The organism is Hymenobacter terrigena (assembly GCF_054776515.1).
In genome coordinates, this window is record NZ_BAAHBU010000002.1 from 725263 (window position 1) to 739043 (window position 13781).

The 13781-nt window shown below is 60.6% G+C and carries 14 protein-coding genes; 8 read left to right on the top strand and 6 right to left on the bottom strand.

Annotated features, from left to right (window positions below):
* Positions 1-55: 55 nt before the first annotated feature.
* The gene (locus ACYU7Q_RS09875; RefSeq protein WP_460609288.1) at positions 56-1522 is read right to left on the bottom strand and encodes an aldehyde dehydrogenase family protein; all 1467 of its coding nucleotides are present in this window, start codon (positions 1520-1522) and stop codon (positions 56-58) included.
* 303 nt (positions 1523-1825) lie between these two features.
* Here ACYU7Q_RS09875 and ACYU7Q_RS09880 point away from each other — a divergent pair, with 303 nt between their 5' ends.
* Both ACYU7Q_RS09880 and ACYU7Q_RS09885 read left to right on the top strand, forming a co-directional pair.
* Positions 1826-2971 (top strand): phosphatase PAP2 family protein, encoded by a 1146-nt coding sequence (locus tag ACYU7Q_RS09880; protein WP_460609289.1) that lies wholly within the window; start codon positions 1826-1828, stop codon positions 2969-2971.
* Positions 2972-3051: 80 nt separating this feature from the next.
* Positions 3052-3534 carry a DinB family protein gene (locus tag ACYU7Q_RS09885; protein WP_460609290.1) on the top strand — a complete coding sequence of 161 codons (483 nt, stop codon included), beginning with the start codon at positions 3052-3054 and terminating at the stop codon, positions 3532-3534.
* A gap of 136 nt (positions 3535-3670) precedes the next feature.
* On the opposite strand, the gene ACYU7Q_RS09890 is transcribed toward ACYU7Q_RS09885, so the two are convergent.
* On the bottom strand, positions 3671-4342 hold the full coding sequence (locus tag ACYU7Q_RS09890; protein WP_460609291.1) for a hypothetical protein: 672 nt from the start codon (positions 4340-4342) through the stop codon (positions 3671-3673).
* Between the two features lie 192 nt (positions 4343-4534).
* Here ACYU7Q_RS09890 and rluF point away from each other — a divergent pair, with 192 nt between their 5' ends.
* The 4 genes from rluF to ACYU7Q_RS09910 all read left to right on the top strand — a co-directional run bounded on the left by rluF (position 4535) and on the right by ACYU7Q_RS09910 (position 8102).
* Complete coding sequence (gene rluF, locus ACYU7Q_RS09895; RefSeq protein ID WP_460609292.1) at positions 4535-5623, top strand: pseudouridine synthase; 1089 nt, start codon at positions 4535-4537, stop codon at positions 5621-5623.
* A gap of 45 nt (positions 5624-5668) precedes the next feature.
* A complete protein-coding gene (locus tag ACYU7Q_RS09900) occupies positions 5669-6511 on the top strand; it encodes a hypothetical protein (protein WP_460609293.1) in 843 nt (280 codons plus the stop codon).
* 11 nt (positions 6512-6522) lie between these two features.
* Complete coding sequence (gene rlmF / locus ACYU7Q_RS09905; protein ID WP_460609294.1) at positions 6523-7497, top strand: 23S rRNA (adenine(1618)-N(6))-methyltransferase; 975 nt, start codon at positions 6523-6525, stop codon at positions 7495-7497.
* A 116-nt stretch (positions 7498-7613) separates the two neighbouring features.
* A complete protein-coding gene (locus tag ACYU7Q_RS09910; RefSeq protein ID WP_460609295.1) occupies positions 7614-8102 on the top strand; it encodes a cold-shock protein in 489 nt (162 codons plus the stop codon).
* A 78-nt stretch (positions 8103-8180) separates the two neighbouring features.
* On the opposite strand, the gene ACYU7Q_RS09915 is transcribed toward ACYU7Q_RS09910, so the two are convergent.
* From ACYU7Q_RS09915 to ACYU7Q_RS09925, 3 genes are all read right to left on the bottom strand, one after another.
* Positions 8181-8426 (bottom strand): hypothetical protein, encoded by a 246-nt coding sequence (locus ACYU7Q_RS09915; protein ID WP_460609296.1) that lies wholly within the window; start codon positions 8424-8426, stop codon positions 8181-8183.
* A gap of 51 nt (positions 8427-8477) precedes the next feature.
* The gene (locus ACYU7Q_RS09920) at positions 8478-8834 is read right to left on the bottom strand and encodes a hypothetical protein (protein ID WP_460609297.1); all 357 of its coding nucleotides are present in this window, start codon (positions 8832-8834) and stop codon (positions 8478-8480) included.
* Positions 8835-8945: 111 nt separating this feature from the next.
* Positions 8946-10079 (bottom strand): putative sensor domain DACNV-containing protein, encoded by a 1134-nt coding sequence (locus tag ACYU7Q_RS09925; RefSeq protein WP_460609298.1) that lies wholly within the window; start codon positions 10077-10079, stop codon positions 8946-8948.
* 116 nt (positions 10080-10195) lie between these two features.
* Between ACYU7Q_RS09925 and ACYU7Q_RS09930 the strand changes: the two genes are divergently transcribed.
* Entirely contained in the window at positions 10196-10711 is a 516-nt protein-coding gene (locus ACYU7Q_RS09930; protein ID WP_460609299.1) for a nuclear transport factor 2 family protein, read from the top strand.
* 382 nt (positions 10712-11093) lie between these two features.
* Positions 11094-12158 carry a restriction endonuclease gene (locus tag ACYU7Q_RS09935; RefSeq protein WP_460609300.1) on the top strand — a complete coding sequence of 355 codons (1065 nt, stop codon included), beginning with the start codon at positions 11094-11096 and terminating at the stop codon, positions 12156-12158.
* Between the two features lie 150 nt (positions 12159-12308).
* Here ACYU7Q_RS09935 and lpdA read toward each other — a convergent pair whose 3' ends face one another.
* Positions 12309-13715, bottom strand: coding sequence for an NAD(P)/FAD-dependent oxidoreductase (gene lpdA / locus ACYU7Q_RS09940; RefSeq protein WP_460609301.1), 1407 nt, complete (start codon positions 13713-13715; stop codon positions 12309-12311).
* Between the last annotated feature and the right edge of the window lie 66 nt (positions 13716-13781).

Consider the following 13781-nt stretch of genomic DNA (forward strand, 5'->3'; position numbering starts at 1 on the left):
GAACCAGCAAAAAAGTAACCTGCAGCCGCTAAGCGTCTTTTGCAGCACAATCCCCCTACAAGTACTTCACTAGCAGCGCTACCAGCGTCTGTACGCGGCCGGTGTAGGGCGGGTACATGGCCTTGATGCCGGTGAAGCCCACGCGCTGCCGCAGGACGCCTTTCTCGTTGCTGAACGCCAAAAACCCCGCATGGCCATGGGCCTTGCCGAGGCCGGAGTTGCCCACGCCGCCCGTGGGCAGCTCGGGGTGGGCGAAGTGCAGCACCGTCTCATTCACGCCCGCCCCGCCGGCCGAGACGTTTTCGAGCAGGTAGCGGCGGTTTTCAGCGTTGGTGGTGAAGACGTACTGTGCCAGCGGCTTGAAGCGGGCGTTGATATACTCCGTGGTTTCGCTCAGCGTTTTGAAGGTGAGTACGGGCAGCAGCGGGCCGAAAATCTCCTCCTCCAACACGTGGGCCGTGGCCGGCACGTTGGTCAGAATAGTGGGCTCGATGTAGTTCTGGGCCTCGTCTACAGTGCCGCCGGCGGCCACAGTAGCGCCTTTGGCCTGGGCATCTTCGAGCAGGCCGGCGAGGCGGGCAAAGTGCTGCGCGTTCACGATGCGGGCCAGCGAATCCGACTTCTCAATACCCGCGCCGCTAGGGTTGTAGGCTCGCTGAATGGCGGCGGTGAGCTCGGTGAGCAGCGCGGGCTGCACGCTTTCCTGCACCAGCAGGTAGTCGGGGGCCACGCAGGTCTGGCCGTTGTTGAGGAACTTGCCCCACACGATTTTCTCGGCTGCGTCGCGCAGGTCGGCGGTGGCGTCCACCACGGCGGGGTTTTTGCCGCCCAGCTCCAGCGTGAGGCCCGAGAGGTGCTCGGCGGCGGCGCGCATCACAATCTTGCCCACTGCCGGGCTACCGGTGAAGAAAATGTGGTCCCAGGGCAGCTTCAGCAGCTCGGTGGCTACCTCTTTATCGCCTTCCAGCAGCAGCACTTCGTCGGGCCGGAACAGGTCTTCGCACAGCCGACGCAGCAGCGCGGACGTGGCCGGAGTTTGCTCGGCTGGCTTGATGACCACCGCATTGCCCGCCGCGATGGCCGAAATCAGCGGCCCCACGGCCAGGTAAAACGGGTAGTTCCAGGGCGCAATAATCAGCACCACGCCCTTTGGCTCCACCTGCACCCAGGAGCGGGTGCCCAGCAGCGCCATGCTCACGCCCACTTTGCGCGGGGCCATCCACTTTTTGAGGTGGCTGCTGGTGTGCTTGAGTTCGACCAATGAAGTCCAGATTTCAGTTAAATCGGTTTCGGTCGCGGGCTTGCGGAAATCGGTATAGAGGGCCTGCTGAATGTTGGTGCGGTGCGCGTGTAGCCAGTTGCTGAGCTTTTGCAGGCGGGTGCGGCGGGCCGCCACGCCCTCACTGCGCAGGGCCGGTGCGCGCAGCCGCAGCGCATCGAACTGCGCCTGAAACTGATTGCCCGGCTTCACAGCACCGGTGCCGGATTCGGCAGCATCATTCAATAAAACAGCAGGTTGCATAATAAGCGCCATTAGCTCCGCCGGCCTTCGCAGCCAGCTTCGCAGAAAGATACGCGGCTTGCACAACATTTCCCGGCGCTGTGCGTCTGCGCAGTTGCCTTTGCTTCGTGGGTGCATCCAACATTAAGCGGGTGTTACCTTTGCAGCTTGCTATTTGGGCTCCGGCCCGCGTTTTTTCATCCTATACCACCCGCCGGGCCGGCGCTAAAACCGGCTCCGCCCGCTGATATTACTGATACTTTTTTCGTGATTTCTCTTTATCCCCGTCGCACCTCGCGGCTGTTTGTTGCGCTTCTTGTTCCCTTGCTTGCTACTTCCACCGGCCTTACGCAAGCCCGGGAACGGCACGCCGAGAATCCTGACTCGCTTATTGCCAATACCCTGCCGGCCGACACGCTGGCCGTGGCAACCCCGAAGCCCAAGCCGGCCCGCCTGGCGCCCCTTCCGATGGACTCGCTGCCGCACATCCACCCGCGCGACGCCAAGGGCCGCATCACCGACTACACCGTGGCCCCGGGCGTGACCTGGCACTACGACAAGCCCAAGCCCTTCGAGTGGGCCTACCACATTCCGCGCGATTTGGGCCAGTTTCCCGGCTTTGCGTTCCGCAAGGAAAACAAGGAAACGCTCATCGAGCTGGCAGCGGGCTCGGTTGCCCTGTGGGCGGCCGACCAGTACATCATCGACTGGAGCCAGGACGTGGGCAAGCAGCTGGGCCTCAAGGCGGCCAGCACCCAGCGCACGCTGGTGCACATCCCTTTTCACATCGGCTCGGCCAACCTGCCCTTCGAGTTCAACGTGCCCGATAACCTCAACAGCACGTTTTACTTCCTCGGCGATGGCTGGACGCACCTCACCGTGGCCAGCAGCTTCTGGATTTACGGCGGCATCAAGAAGGACAACCGCGCCCTGCGCACCTCCAGCCAGCTGGGCGAGGCCATTTTCAGTACCGGCCTGGTGGTGCAAACCATGAAGCGCCTCACCGGCCGCCAGAGCCCCTACGTGGCCACCAAGGACCGGGGCGAGTGGCACTTGTTTCCGTCGTACAACACCTACCAGAACTTCGTCCCGAACTACGACGCCTTCCCTACCGGCCACCTGGCCACGGCCATGGCCACGGTCACGGTCATCGCCGAAAACTACCCCGAGTATCACTTTATCCGGCCCGTGGGCTACGGCCTGATGGGCCTGCTGGGCTATTCGATGCTGAACAATGGCGTGCACTGGGCCAGCGACTACCCGGTGGGCATCGCGCTGGGCTATGCCTTCGCCAAAATTGCGGTGCGCAACGGCCGCACCCGCGTCGAGCAGCCCGAGGCCGCCGACCCGGCCGCCCACGGCACCGGCTTCCAGGTGCTGCCGCACCCCAAGCCGTGGTACCGCCGGGGCCTGTTTGCACCCTACGCTTACGGGCCGTTCACGGGGGCCAGCTGGTCGCTACGCCTCTGAGCGGCGCAATCCCATTGAGGAGTTTTATCGTTGATTAAGTGACCTAGCTCGGGCTTGCGTTGTTCTTTATCCGCTATTCTATGCCTGAATTGCTCTCCGATTTCCCCAACCCGGACCTGGCTACCTGCCAGTCCGAGCTAACCCGACAATTGGCCTTGCTCAGCCAGCACTGGTCCACGTTTTCAGAGGCTGAGCTGGTCGAGTTACCCGGCCCCGGCCGTTGGAGCCGCAAGGAAATCCTGGGCCACCTCATCGATTCGGCCACCAATAACTACCGGCGCTTTGTAGTGGCGCAGCTAGCCCCGCCCCCGCTGCGCCTCGAGCCCTACGACCAAGGAGCATGGGTTCGCATCGGAGCCTACCAGCATCGCCCAGCCGCCGAGCTGCTCACGCTCTGGACCAGCCTCAACCACCAGATACTGCACCTGCTGGCCCGCCTGCCCGAAGCTCTGCTCGACCACGAGTGCCTCTCGCTCAACGCCAACCCCGTCACCCTACACTGGCTCATTGCCGACTACGTGCTGCACCTGGAGCACCACGTCCGGCAGATTATTCATCATTGACAATTCCATAAAAAAGCCCGCTCCTGATTTGGAGCGGGCTTTTTTATGGAATTGTCATTCCGACGCAGGAGGAAACTGAGGAATGTACGCTAACGGGATTACCCAGATTCCTCCTGCGTCGGAATGACAAAAACGCTTATTTGAACAAGCCTTTTTTCACGGTGCGCTTGCCGTTTTCATCGATTTTAATCTTTGTGCCGTCGGCGCGCTTGATTTTCACCGAGCCGTCGTCGCTGCGCTTAATTTTAGCGCCGTTTTCGTATTTCACTTTGTGGTCACCGTCGTTCTGGTTTTCCATTTTCTTCACGCCTGAGCCCTGACCTACGCTACCGGTGCCGGTGCGGTGGACGGTGGTGGTCGTGGTGGTTACCGTGCCGGGGGCCAGCGAGTAGGGACCCTCGCCGTAGTTGGCGCGGTTGGCCGAATAGGTGTTGTAGTAGGTCGGGTTGTTCAGGTCGGTGCGGATGGCGTTATCGGCCTCGTCGTTGGCCTGGCGGATGGCGGCGTAGCGGCCGGTGGTGTCGGTAGCGTACTGGGTTTGCAGCGCGTTGATTTTGCGGCCGCGGGTGTAGTAGGTCCGCTCAATGCGGCGCACCACCGTGGTGTCGGTCAGCTTGAGGTCTTCGGCCACGCGGGCGGCCATGCGGCGGGCGTCGTCGTAGGCGGCCATCGTGTCGACGGTGGTCGTGGTGGTCGTCGTTGTGGTTTCCGGCGTGGTCGTGGTGGTGGTTTCGACTTTCTTGTCCTGCGTGCAGGAAGCGGTGGCCAGCGCGGCGGCGGCCATCAGGCCGAGCAATTTGAAATTCATGGAATGCAGAAATTAAAGAATTAAAAACGGCCATGTAGCCATTTTTAGGGGCTGATACGGTGGCGCTTGCCGGGAAGTTGTGGAGGCTGGCGCGGAGGGCGGCGCTTTTGCCGGGCGCAGGGTCCCGTTTTTCAGCAGCGTACCTTTGTCGGGGCGCTCAGGTGCCGCGTTTCTTCTTTTTGATTTTTGCCCATGCCTGCTGCCTCGTACACGCGCCTCAATAAGTTCATCAGCGAAAGCGGCCTGTGCTCGCGCCGCGAGGCCGACCGCTACATTGCCGAGGGCGCCGTGCTGCTCAACGGTAAGCCCGCCCAGATTGGCGACCAGGTGGGCCCGCGCGACCGCGTGACCGTGAACGGCCACAAGCTGGAGCCCAAACAGGCCGAAGACGCCGTGTACCTGGCTTTTAACAAGCCGGTGGGCATCACCAGCACTTCGGAACCGGGGGTGCGCGGCAACATCGTGGACTACGTGAACCACGCCGCCCGCGTGTTCCCCATTGGGCGCCTGGACAAGGACTCGTCGGGCCTGATTTTTCTGACCAGCGACGGCGACATCGTGAACAAGATTCTGCGGGCCGGCAACCAGCACGAAAAGGAATACGTGGTGACCGTGGACCGCATCCTCACCGACCGCATGCTGGACGAAATGGCCCACGGCATCCCCATGCTGGGTACGGTCACCAAAAAGTGCGTCATCCAGAAGGAAACGCCCTACATCTTTCGCATCACGCTGGTGCAGGGCCTGAACCGCCAGATTCGGCGCATGGTGGAGCATTTCGGCTACGAAGTGGTGAAGCTCGAGCGCGTCCGCATCATGAACATCAGCCTCAAAGGCCTCCCCGTGGGCGACTGGCGCGAAATGACGCCCGAGGAAGTGGCCGGCATCATGAAAATGGTGGCCAAATCGAGCGGCACCGAAGAAGCTTCCGGCAGCCGCCGTAGCCAGCCCAAAACGGCAAAAGCCGCACCCAAGGACCATATGGGCGAAGGACGCCCCGCCCCGCGCCCCCGCAAGCCGGGCCCGCCGTCCATGTTCAACCCCTCGGGCACCGGTTGGTGGGGCCCGCGCCCCGAAAAGCCCGGCGCATCCGGTACCAAGCCCGGCCTGGGCGGCACCAAGCGCCCGGCCAAAGCCAGCCCCGGCGGCGGTTCGCGCCCCAAAAGCGGCGGCGCAAGCGGCCCGGCCCGGCCCAAAAGCGGCAACCTGGGCATGCGCCCGGCCGCCAGCGGCAAGGGCAAATCCGGCGGGGGCCGCAAAGGCCCGGCCCGGCCGCGCTAGCACGGCGGCGGAATTATCACTCCCCGGTTCGCCGTTAGCCTTCGGATGAAGCACTTTTTCCTGCTACTCTGCCTCTGGCTGTCCGGCGTGGCCGCGTGGGCCGGCCCCGCGCCCCTTCAACCGCTCGTCATTGCCCAGCAGTTTGTGGCCCCCGCCGGGTGGCCCGCCATGAAAAGCTACCTCTGCTGCGAGGTGGCCGGCCAGGCCAAGCGCCAGACATTGGGCCAGCAGATTCCGCCCCGCGTGCAGCGCGCCTGCCAGCTGGTGCGGCAGGACTCGGCCACAGCCGTGGTGGCCGTGGAGCTGCGCGACTCGGCGAGCCGCCGCGACTTCTACCTGCACTTTCGCCGCGAGGCCGAAGGCTGGAAGCTCGGGGCCATCCGCAACCTGGCCATGACGCACCTGGGGCCGCCCATGGTAGCGCTGCTGGCCGCCATGCCGGCCGCCGAAGTAGCCGACTATAACCGCAAGCACCCCGACGCCAGCCACGCCTTCACCATCGGCAACCTGCGCCTCTGGACCAGCGCCGATGCCGACATTGCCGCCCACTTTTACCAGCACCGGGCCGCTTTTCAGGAAGTGTTGAGCCGCGTGCAGAACGGGCAGTTTTTCGACACCACAATTGATGCCGACGAAGCCAGCGACGAGCAGGCCGCCAACGCCGACCCCGCCGTGCACGCCTTGCTGCGGCAGCTCTACCTGGGCCGCGTCACGCGGCGCGCTACCGCCTGCGGCAGCTGCCTTGAGTTCGTCATCGGCGGCAAAATTGATAGTACGGTGGGTTTGCTCTACCAACCCGAAGCGGCCCTGCTGCCCGCCATGCAGCCCGATGGCCTCATCGTGCTCCGGCCGCTGGGCGACGGCTGGTACCTCTACAAAACGACTTAATTACCCTTTTAATGAAGCCTGACGCTACGCCTCCCCTCGCCGAAAAAGACCAGCTGCACCCGCGCAACCCGCACCGCGCGCCCTACGATTTCCCGCTGCTCAGCAAGGTTAGTCCGGAGCTGGCGGCCTTTGTGCGCCCCAACCCTCACGGCAACCTGTCGATTGATTTCGCCAATCCTGCCGCCGTGAAAGCCCTGAACCGCGCCCTGCTGCGGCATTTCTACGGCATCGAGCACTGGGATATTCCGAAGGGCTACCTCTGCCCGCCCATCCCCGGCCGGGCCGACTATGTGCATTACCTCGCCGATTTGCTGGCCGAAAGCAACGGCGGCGCACTGCCGCCCGGTGAAGAAATTACGGTGCTCGATGTGGGCGTGGGGGCCAACTGCATCTACCCCATCATCGGCCGGCGCGAATACGGCTGGCACTTCGTGGGCTCCGACATCGACGGCGTGGCCGTGCGCGCCGCCCAGCAGATTGAGGCCGCCAACCCCGCCCTGGCCGGGGCCATCGAGGCCCGCCTGCAGCCGGCGCGCACCCGCATTTTCGACGGCCTCATCCAAGCCGGCGAGTTGTTCGACCTCACCATGTGCAACCCGCCCTTCCACGCTTCGGCCGCTGCGGCAGCGGCCGGCTCGCAGCGCAAAACCACCGGCCTGGGCACCGGGCGCGGCCCCCGGCCGGTTCTGAATTTCGGCGGGCAGAACAACGAGCTGTGGTGCGAGGGCGGCGAGGCCAGCTTCATCCGGCGCATGGTGCAGGAGAGCGGGCGGCGGCCCCGCACCGCCTATTGGTTCACGTCGCTCGTCTCCAAAAAAGAAACCCTGCCCGGTGTGTACCGCGCCCTCCAAACGGCCGGAGCAACTGAAGTACGCACCATTGAAATGGCTCAGGGCCAAAAGAAAAGCCGCCTCGTGGCCTGGACTTTCCTCACGCCCGCGCAACGGGAAACCTGGCGAAAAACCCGGTGGGCCGCCCCGCAATAGCGCTGTCTGCCCACAGCCTTTATATATTGCGTATCTTCGTAACAACACACCTGTTCACCCCCCGCGACTGCTTCAGCCGGAGGGGCCAGCCACAACAGATTTAGCAGCACAACACTATGGGTAGGTCTCAAGAGACATTTGGTAAGAAGGACAACGAAAAGAAGCGCGCGAAAAAGAAAACCGAAAAGGAAGAGCGCAAAGCCGAGCGCCAGGCCAACGCCAAATCCGGCGCGGCCTTAGAGGACATGTTTGCCTACGTTGACGAAAACGGCAACATCACCTCCACCCCGCCCGACCCCACCAAGAAGCGTGTCATCAAAGACGAGGACATCCGCATCAGCGTGGCCAAGCAGGAAGACCGCGAGCCGGAGGACACCGTCCGTACCGGTTCGGTGACGTTCTTCAACGACTCCAAGGGCTACGGCTTCATTAAGGATTCGGTGACCCAGGAGAGCATTTTCGTGCACGCCAACGGCCTGGCCGGCGGCCCCATCTCGGAAGGCGACAAAGTAAGTTTTGAAGTAGAAATGGGCGCCAAAGGCCCCAACGCCGTGCGCGTGAAAAAAGCCAGCGCCACGCCGCCGGCTGCTCCTGCCGCCGAGTAGCAATTGACTTCTACAGCAAAGCCCCGCTTCCGACGCTAATGCAGCTTCGAAAGCGGGGCTTTGCTGTGAACAGGGGTTTTAGGCGTTGCCGTCCAGCGCGGCCAGGTTGCCCTCGGCCGCGGCGGCATCGGGGCCGTGGGCTTTGCCGTTGCGCTTCGCCAGCATGCCCAGGCCCACGGCAGCGAGCGCTGCGCCGGCCAATACCTTTTGAGTGGTGCTGAGCTTGCTTTTGCGCAGCTTCTTGAGGGATTTGGCGGCTCCCCCGAGCAGGGTATTCTTCTTGGCGGCCTTGTTTTTGGCGGCTTTGTCTTTGGTCTTTTTCATGGCGCGGGTTGGTTGAAGGTGACGCGGGAGCAGGCGGACATTTGCCGTCGGCTATTCTTCGGAAAAATGCTGATGCTTCGGGGCTTTGTGGTGGCGGCTGGGCGCGGCGGGCGCATTCGCGTCATTGAGCAGCGCCGGGGTGGCGTGCTCGTTGGGCACGTCGTCTGTTTCGCGGGTAGCCAGGTAGACCAAGCCAGCCGCGGCCAGGGCCAGGCTGCCCACCACCTTCTGGCCGGTGCTAAGCTTGGAAATTTCCTTGGTCACCTTCCGAAATTTCTTGAGCGACAGGGCCACGGCGTCCAGAACATCTTCCGAGGTCTGGTCCTTTTTCGAGTGCTTCTTTTTGTCCTTGCCCATGAGAAGTTGCGGTAAAACGGTTTCTAACAGGAATTGAAGAGGGAAAGCCATAGCGATAAACGGCAAGCGCACACCCAGATGAGGCTGGCGGCGCAGCTATTTTAGGGTATTCGCAAGGGGCAGCCGGAAGGTTGCCATTTTGGTAAGGCAAGTGCTAGCTCTTCACAGCAGCAGCACGTCAATCTTGTGCGCGTGCACCTGCTGCAAGGACTCCGACCACGCGAAGACCGTAAAAAACCCATCTACCGATGCCACCAGGGCAATGGCATCGTGCTGGTCGTGCACAAACTGGGCGGCGGCCAGGTGGCGGGTGCCGCCGTTCTGGGCCGGGTGCAGTTGCAGGGCCTCGCTGCCCACTACCGGTTCGGTGAGCATCATCATGCCCACGGGGGTGCTGGTGCTGGCCCGCGTCACCTTCGCCCCAAAGGCCAGCAGGTGGTAGTCCTGGGTGATGACCGTGGCGCCGTCCACGGCGGTGAAGCCGCCCACTACGCCGATGCTGCGGTGCAAAACGTCCTGCCGACGACGGCGCGACTGCCCCGGGCGCCGCCGCAGCGTGATGCCCTTGTAGCTCGGCGCCACCGGGTACGTGAGCGGGTGCACCACCGACTCCAGCCACTTATCGGAGCCGGGCGGCACCACCAGCACCAGACCGCCGCGGCCGTGGGCGCGCATGGCGGCGGCCAGTTCCAGCAGCACGTTGTCGGCCTCGCCGGAGCCGGCCGAAGGCAGGCTCCGGCCGGGCAGAAAGGCGCGCAGGGCCGGGCAGTCGCTCAGGCCGCCGTGCTCTTCGTCCACGAGTTGCAGGCGGTCGCCGCGCAGCACGGCCACGTTCACATACTTGCCGAAGCCGCCGATGCGGCGGTGCTTCACCACCAGCAGGCCAGGTTCTACCACTTCGAGCACCAAGCACAGCGGGGGAATGGAATTGGTGGTGCCCCACAGGTAGAGGCCGTCGGCATCGTGCCACACCCCGAGGTGAATGCCGGGCTGCTCCACGGCAGGGGCCAGTTTGAGCAGGTTGTAAGGTGTGAGGCGGCGCTTGTGGCCGAAGAGCAGCGGCCGCCGGGTTTGCTCGGGCGGCAGCAGGGCCAGCGAAATGCGCGGCGGATGCCCCTCCTCCCGACGCAGACTGGCCCAAAAGGCCGCGTCAATTACGGCTTCCACCCACTGCGCTTCGGGCGGGGAGGCGAGGCGGGTTTTGTCCTCCATGCTGGCCCCCCGGTGCCGCGCAAAGTGAGCTTCAATCATGGGGGCGGCCATGCGGGCCGTAAGGTAGGTGGGTTCGGAAAGCATGAGGCAAAGATGGGGACGGGCGGATGTAGCGACGCAAGGGGGCGTGCCGCTACACTTTCCAGAACAATCTGACGTGAACAACTTCTATATTTAGCGTAACAATTCCCGCTCCTGCCATGCGTCGTCCCCTCGTAGTTTTCCTGCTGCTTTCGGCTCTTTCGGCCACCACCGCCCGCGCCCAAAGCCCGCCGCGCAAAGCCGAGCCGGCCAAACCGATGCCAGCGGCCCCGGCCCCGAAGCCACTTACCAAGGATGCGCTCTACCAAACGGTGGCCCGGCTGGACACGGAAATGTTTGCCGCCTTCAACGCCCACGACGTGAACAAGCTCATGGCCTACTTCGCCGATAACCTGGAGTTTTACCACGATAAAGGCGGCCTGGGCAACTTCGCCCAGACCAAAGAAGGCTTCGCGCGCCTGTTTGCCCAAAGCCCCGACATCACCCGCACGCTGGTGCCGGGCACCCTGGAAGTGTACCCCGTGAAAGACTACGGGGCCATGCACATCGCCACGCAACGGTTTTGCCACATGGAAAACGGCCGCGAGGACTGCGGCAACTCCAAGTTCGTGATGGTGTGGCAGCAGCAGGCCGGCACCTGGCGCATCACCCGCGTCGTGAGCTACGACCACTGATTGAAGGTTTGTGGTCCGGAGGGAAGGTTTGTTGTCCGGACGGAAGGTTTGTGGTCCGGAAACGGTTGGCGGGCGTCCCGAAACGGTTGGCGGGCATCCGGAAGCGTTTGGCGAGGCTCCGGATGCCAAGGTTTGTGGTCCGGAAGCGTTTGGCGAGCGTCCGGAAACGGTTGGCGAGGGTCCGGAAGGGAAGGTTTGTGGTCCGGAAGCAGTTGGCGGGCATCGGGAAGCCGCTGGCGGTGTCAGGGAAGCGGTGAGCGGCTGTTTAACTTGAGCTAACGACAATTTGCAACTATGAATCTATATCGTTCATACAGGCAGCATGTGCATTTAAAATTCACGCTACTTTTACAAACACATATCATCCCAAACTAAAATCACCATGGAAAAAACATCATCAACATTTCAAAAATTCGAAGTATTCATTGAAAAACTACTTAAAACCATTAACTTCAAAGTCATACATAATCTAAGAGCCAATAATATAGACTTATTTGCTAATTGGGAAGCGGAAGATATTGCCACGGAAAAATTTGCCATAATTGTCAAGTTATATACCACAAAGAATACAGATATAAAAAGCATAGAAAGAGCTGCCTATATTTTATCGAACGCTATCAATATTAATCACATAGCCACAAGAGGCATTTTAATCACCTCCTCAATTGTAGAACCGCTTATGCGTACTACGATTGAAGATAAAGCAGGTGTCATCATAATTGACAGGAATATCCTACATAAACTGACAGATGGAAAACCTTCTTTAAGAAGTGAGTTGGACGATGTACTATTAGAAACCAAACAATTACTGGCAGAAGACATATACACCGGCCTATCAGACCTAGCCGAATTTGATTTTAATCAGCATTTAAAACGGCATAATAGAATTCTGAAAATTGACAACATATTACTTGACGAAGGCGAAAATTTATCTAGAAGACTTGCCAACATTTTGCCTGGCCGGGAAGATGCCGCATCATATGAAAAGCTTTGTCAAGCGATATTAGAGCATCTTTTTGCGGAAGATTTCGACAAATGGACTAAGCAAAACACCACAACTGACGGATTACACCGCTTCGATTTAATTGCAAAAATCAAATCCGACAATGATGTAATTAGGTCACTAGGACTTGATTTTAATAGCAGATTCCTAATATTTGAATTTAAAAACTACCAATCTACTATTAAACAAAAGGAAATATACAGCACTGAAAAGTACCTATACCATACAGCTTTCAGAAGAATTGCAATAATAATTTCTAGAAAAGGCGCTAGCACCAACGCAAACAAGGCAATATGCGGAGCATTACGTGAAAGTGGCAAGTTAATAATATCACTTTCTGACGATGATTTAAAAGAAATGCTCAAACTCAAAGACAATGCTGGTGACTATCACAAAATAATCGCCGACCGGGTTGATGAAGTATTAATGACACTTTCAAAATAGTCCAGTTGAGGTTGATAGTATCTTAATATGGCATATTGCCATTAAGATACTATCAACCTATTAAATCTGCAACCACAACAACAAACGCAAAAGAGGCTGAAGCTCCCGTAGCTTCAGCCTCTTTCCGTTTCTGCCGCTGGGCGGCAACAATTACATGTGAATAGCCCGGTTCTCCGTAGCCGCCAAACACGCTTCTTTCATGGCCTCGGCGTAGGTGGGGTGCGAGTGGCTCATACGGGCCACGTCCTCGGCGGAGGCGCGGAACTCCATGGCGGTCACGGCTTCGGCGATGAGGTCGGCAATGCGCGGGCCAATCATGTGCACGCCCAGGATTTCGTCGGTGGTTTTGTCGGCCAGCACCTTCACGAAGCCGTCGGTGTCGCCGCTGGCGCGGGCGCGGCCGCTGGCTTTGAAGGGGAAGCTGCCGATTTTGTAGGCCTTGCCCTGCTCCTTGAGCTGCTCCTCGGTGTAGCCCACGCCCGCCACTTCGGGCCAGGTGTACACCACGCCGGGGATAAGCAGGTAGTTGATGTGCGGCTTCTGGCCCACGATGGTTTCGGCCACGAACACGCCTTCTTCCTCGGCCTTGTGGGCCAGCATGGCGCCCCGAATCACGTCGCCGATGGCGTAGATGCCGGGCACGTTGGTTTGCAGGTGCTCGTCGACCTTGATGCGGCCGCGCTCTTCCATTTCAACGCCCGCGGCTTCCAGGTTGAGGCCGGCGGTGTAGGGCACGCGGCCCACCGCCACCAGGCAGTAATCGCCCTCAAATTTCACCTCCTCCCCTTTCGGGTTGGTGGCGGTCACGGTCACGCTGTCGCCCGCGCGGGTGGCGCCGGTCACTTTGTGGCTCAGGAAAAATTCGATGCCGATTTTGCCCAGCACGCGCTTCAGCTCCTTGCCGAGGCCGCGGTCCATGGTCGGGATGAGCGAATCGAGGAATTCAATCACCGAGACTTTCGCGCCGAGGCGGGCGTACACGGAAGCCATTTCGAGGCCAATCACGCCGCCGCCAATCACAATCATGTGCTTGGGCACTTCGCGGATGTTCAGGGCCTCGGTGCTGGTGATGATGCGCTCCTTGTCCTGGGCGATGAACGGCAGCACCGTGGGCTTGGAGCCGGTGGCGATGATGACGTTCTTGGTTTCAATCTGCTGGGCTTCGCCGCCTTCGCGGGGCACGATGCTAATGTGGTTTTTATCCACGAACGAACCGACGCCGGTGATGACGTCGATTTTGTTCTTCTTCATCAAGTAGGAAATGCCGTCCACGTTGGCCTTCACCACGCCGCCCTTGCGGTCAATCATGCGGTTCATGTCCACCGTCAGGTTGTCGAGGCCAATGCCGTGCTCGGCAAATACCGAATGAGCATTGTGGTAGTGCTCGGAGGAGTCGAGCAGGGCCTTGCTGGGGATGCAGCCCACGTTGAGGCAGGTACCGCCCAGGGTGGGGTATTTCTCGATGATGGCCGTTTTGAGGCCGAGCTGGGCGCAGCGGATGGCCGCTACATAGCCGCCCGGGCCGGAGCCGATGACGGTGACGTCGTATTGATTCATGAGGAGGGTATTCTATGATTGTACGCTCGTGCGAAGGTAAGGCACAGCGGATACGGGTGAAGCGGT

Excerpts from the sequence above, each read along its gene's own strand:
- ACYU7Q_RS09910 (WP_460609295.1), top strand. The coding sequence starts at position 7,614 with ATGGGTAGGTCTCAAGAGACATTTGGTAAGAAGGACAACGAAAAGAAG.
- ACYU7Q_RS09885 (WP_460609290.1), top strand. The coding sequence starts at position 3,052 with ATGCCTGAATTGCTCTCCGATTTCCCCAACCCGGACCTGGCTACCTGC.
- ACYU7Q_RS09925 (WP_460609298.1), bottom strand. The coding sequence starts at position 10,079 with ATGCTTTCCGAACCCACCTACCTTACGGCCCGCATGGCCGCCCCCATG.
- lpdA (WP_460609301.1), bottom strand. The coding sequence starts at position 13,715 with ATGAATCAATACGACGTCACCGTCATCGGCTCCGGCCCGGGCGGCTAT.
- ACYU7Q_RS09920 (WP_460609297.1), bottom strand. The coding sequence starts at position 8,834 with ATGGCTTTCCCTCTTCAATTCCTGTTAGAAACCGTTTTACCGCAACTT.
- ACYU7Q_RS09935 (WP_460609300.1), top strand. The coding sequence starts at position 11,094 with ATGGAAAAAACATCATCAACATTTCAAAAATTCGAAGTATTCATTGAA.
- ACYU7Q_RS09930 (WP_460609299.1), top strand. The coding sequence starts at position 10,196 with ATGCGTCGTCCCCTCGTAGTTTTCCTGCTGCTTTCGGCTCTTTCGGCC.
- ACYU7Q_RS09915 (WP_460609296.1), bottom strand. The coding sequence starts at position 8,426 with ATGAAAAAGACCAAAGACAAAGCCGCCAAAAACAAGGCCGCCAAGAAG.
- ACYU7Q_RS09890 (WP_460609291.1), bottom strand. The coding sequence starts at position 4,342 with ATGAATTTCAAATTGCTCGGCCTGATGGCCGCCGCCGCGCTGGCCACC.
- rluF (WP_460609292.1), top strand. The coding sequence starts at position 4,535 with ATGCCTGCTGCCTCGTACACGCGCCTCAATAAGTTCATCAGCGAAAGC.
- rlmF (WP_460609294.1), top strand. The coding sequence starts at position 6,523 with ATGAAGCCTGACGCTACGCCTCCCCTCGCCGAAAAAGACCAGCTGCAC.
- ACYU7Q_RS09875 (WP_460609288.1), bottom strand. The coding sequence starts at position 1,522 with ATGCAACCTGCTGTTTTATTGAATGATGCTGCCGAATCCGGCACCGGT.
- ACYU7Q_RS09900 (WP_460609293.1), top strand. The coding sequence starts at position 5,669 with ATGAAGCACTTTTTCCTGCTACTCTGCCTCTGGCTGTCCGGCGTGGCC.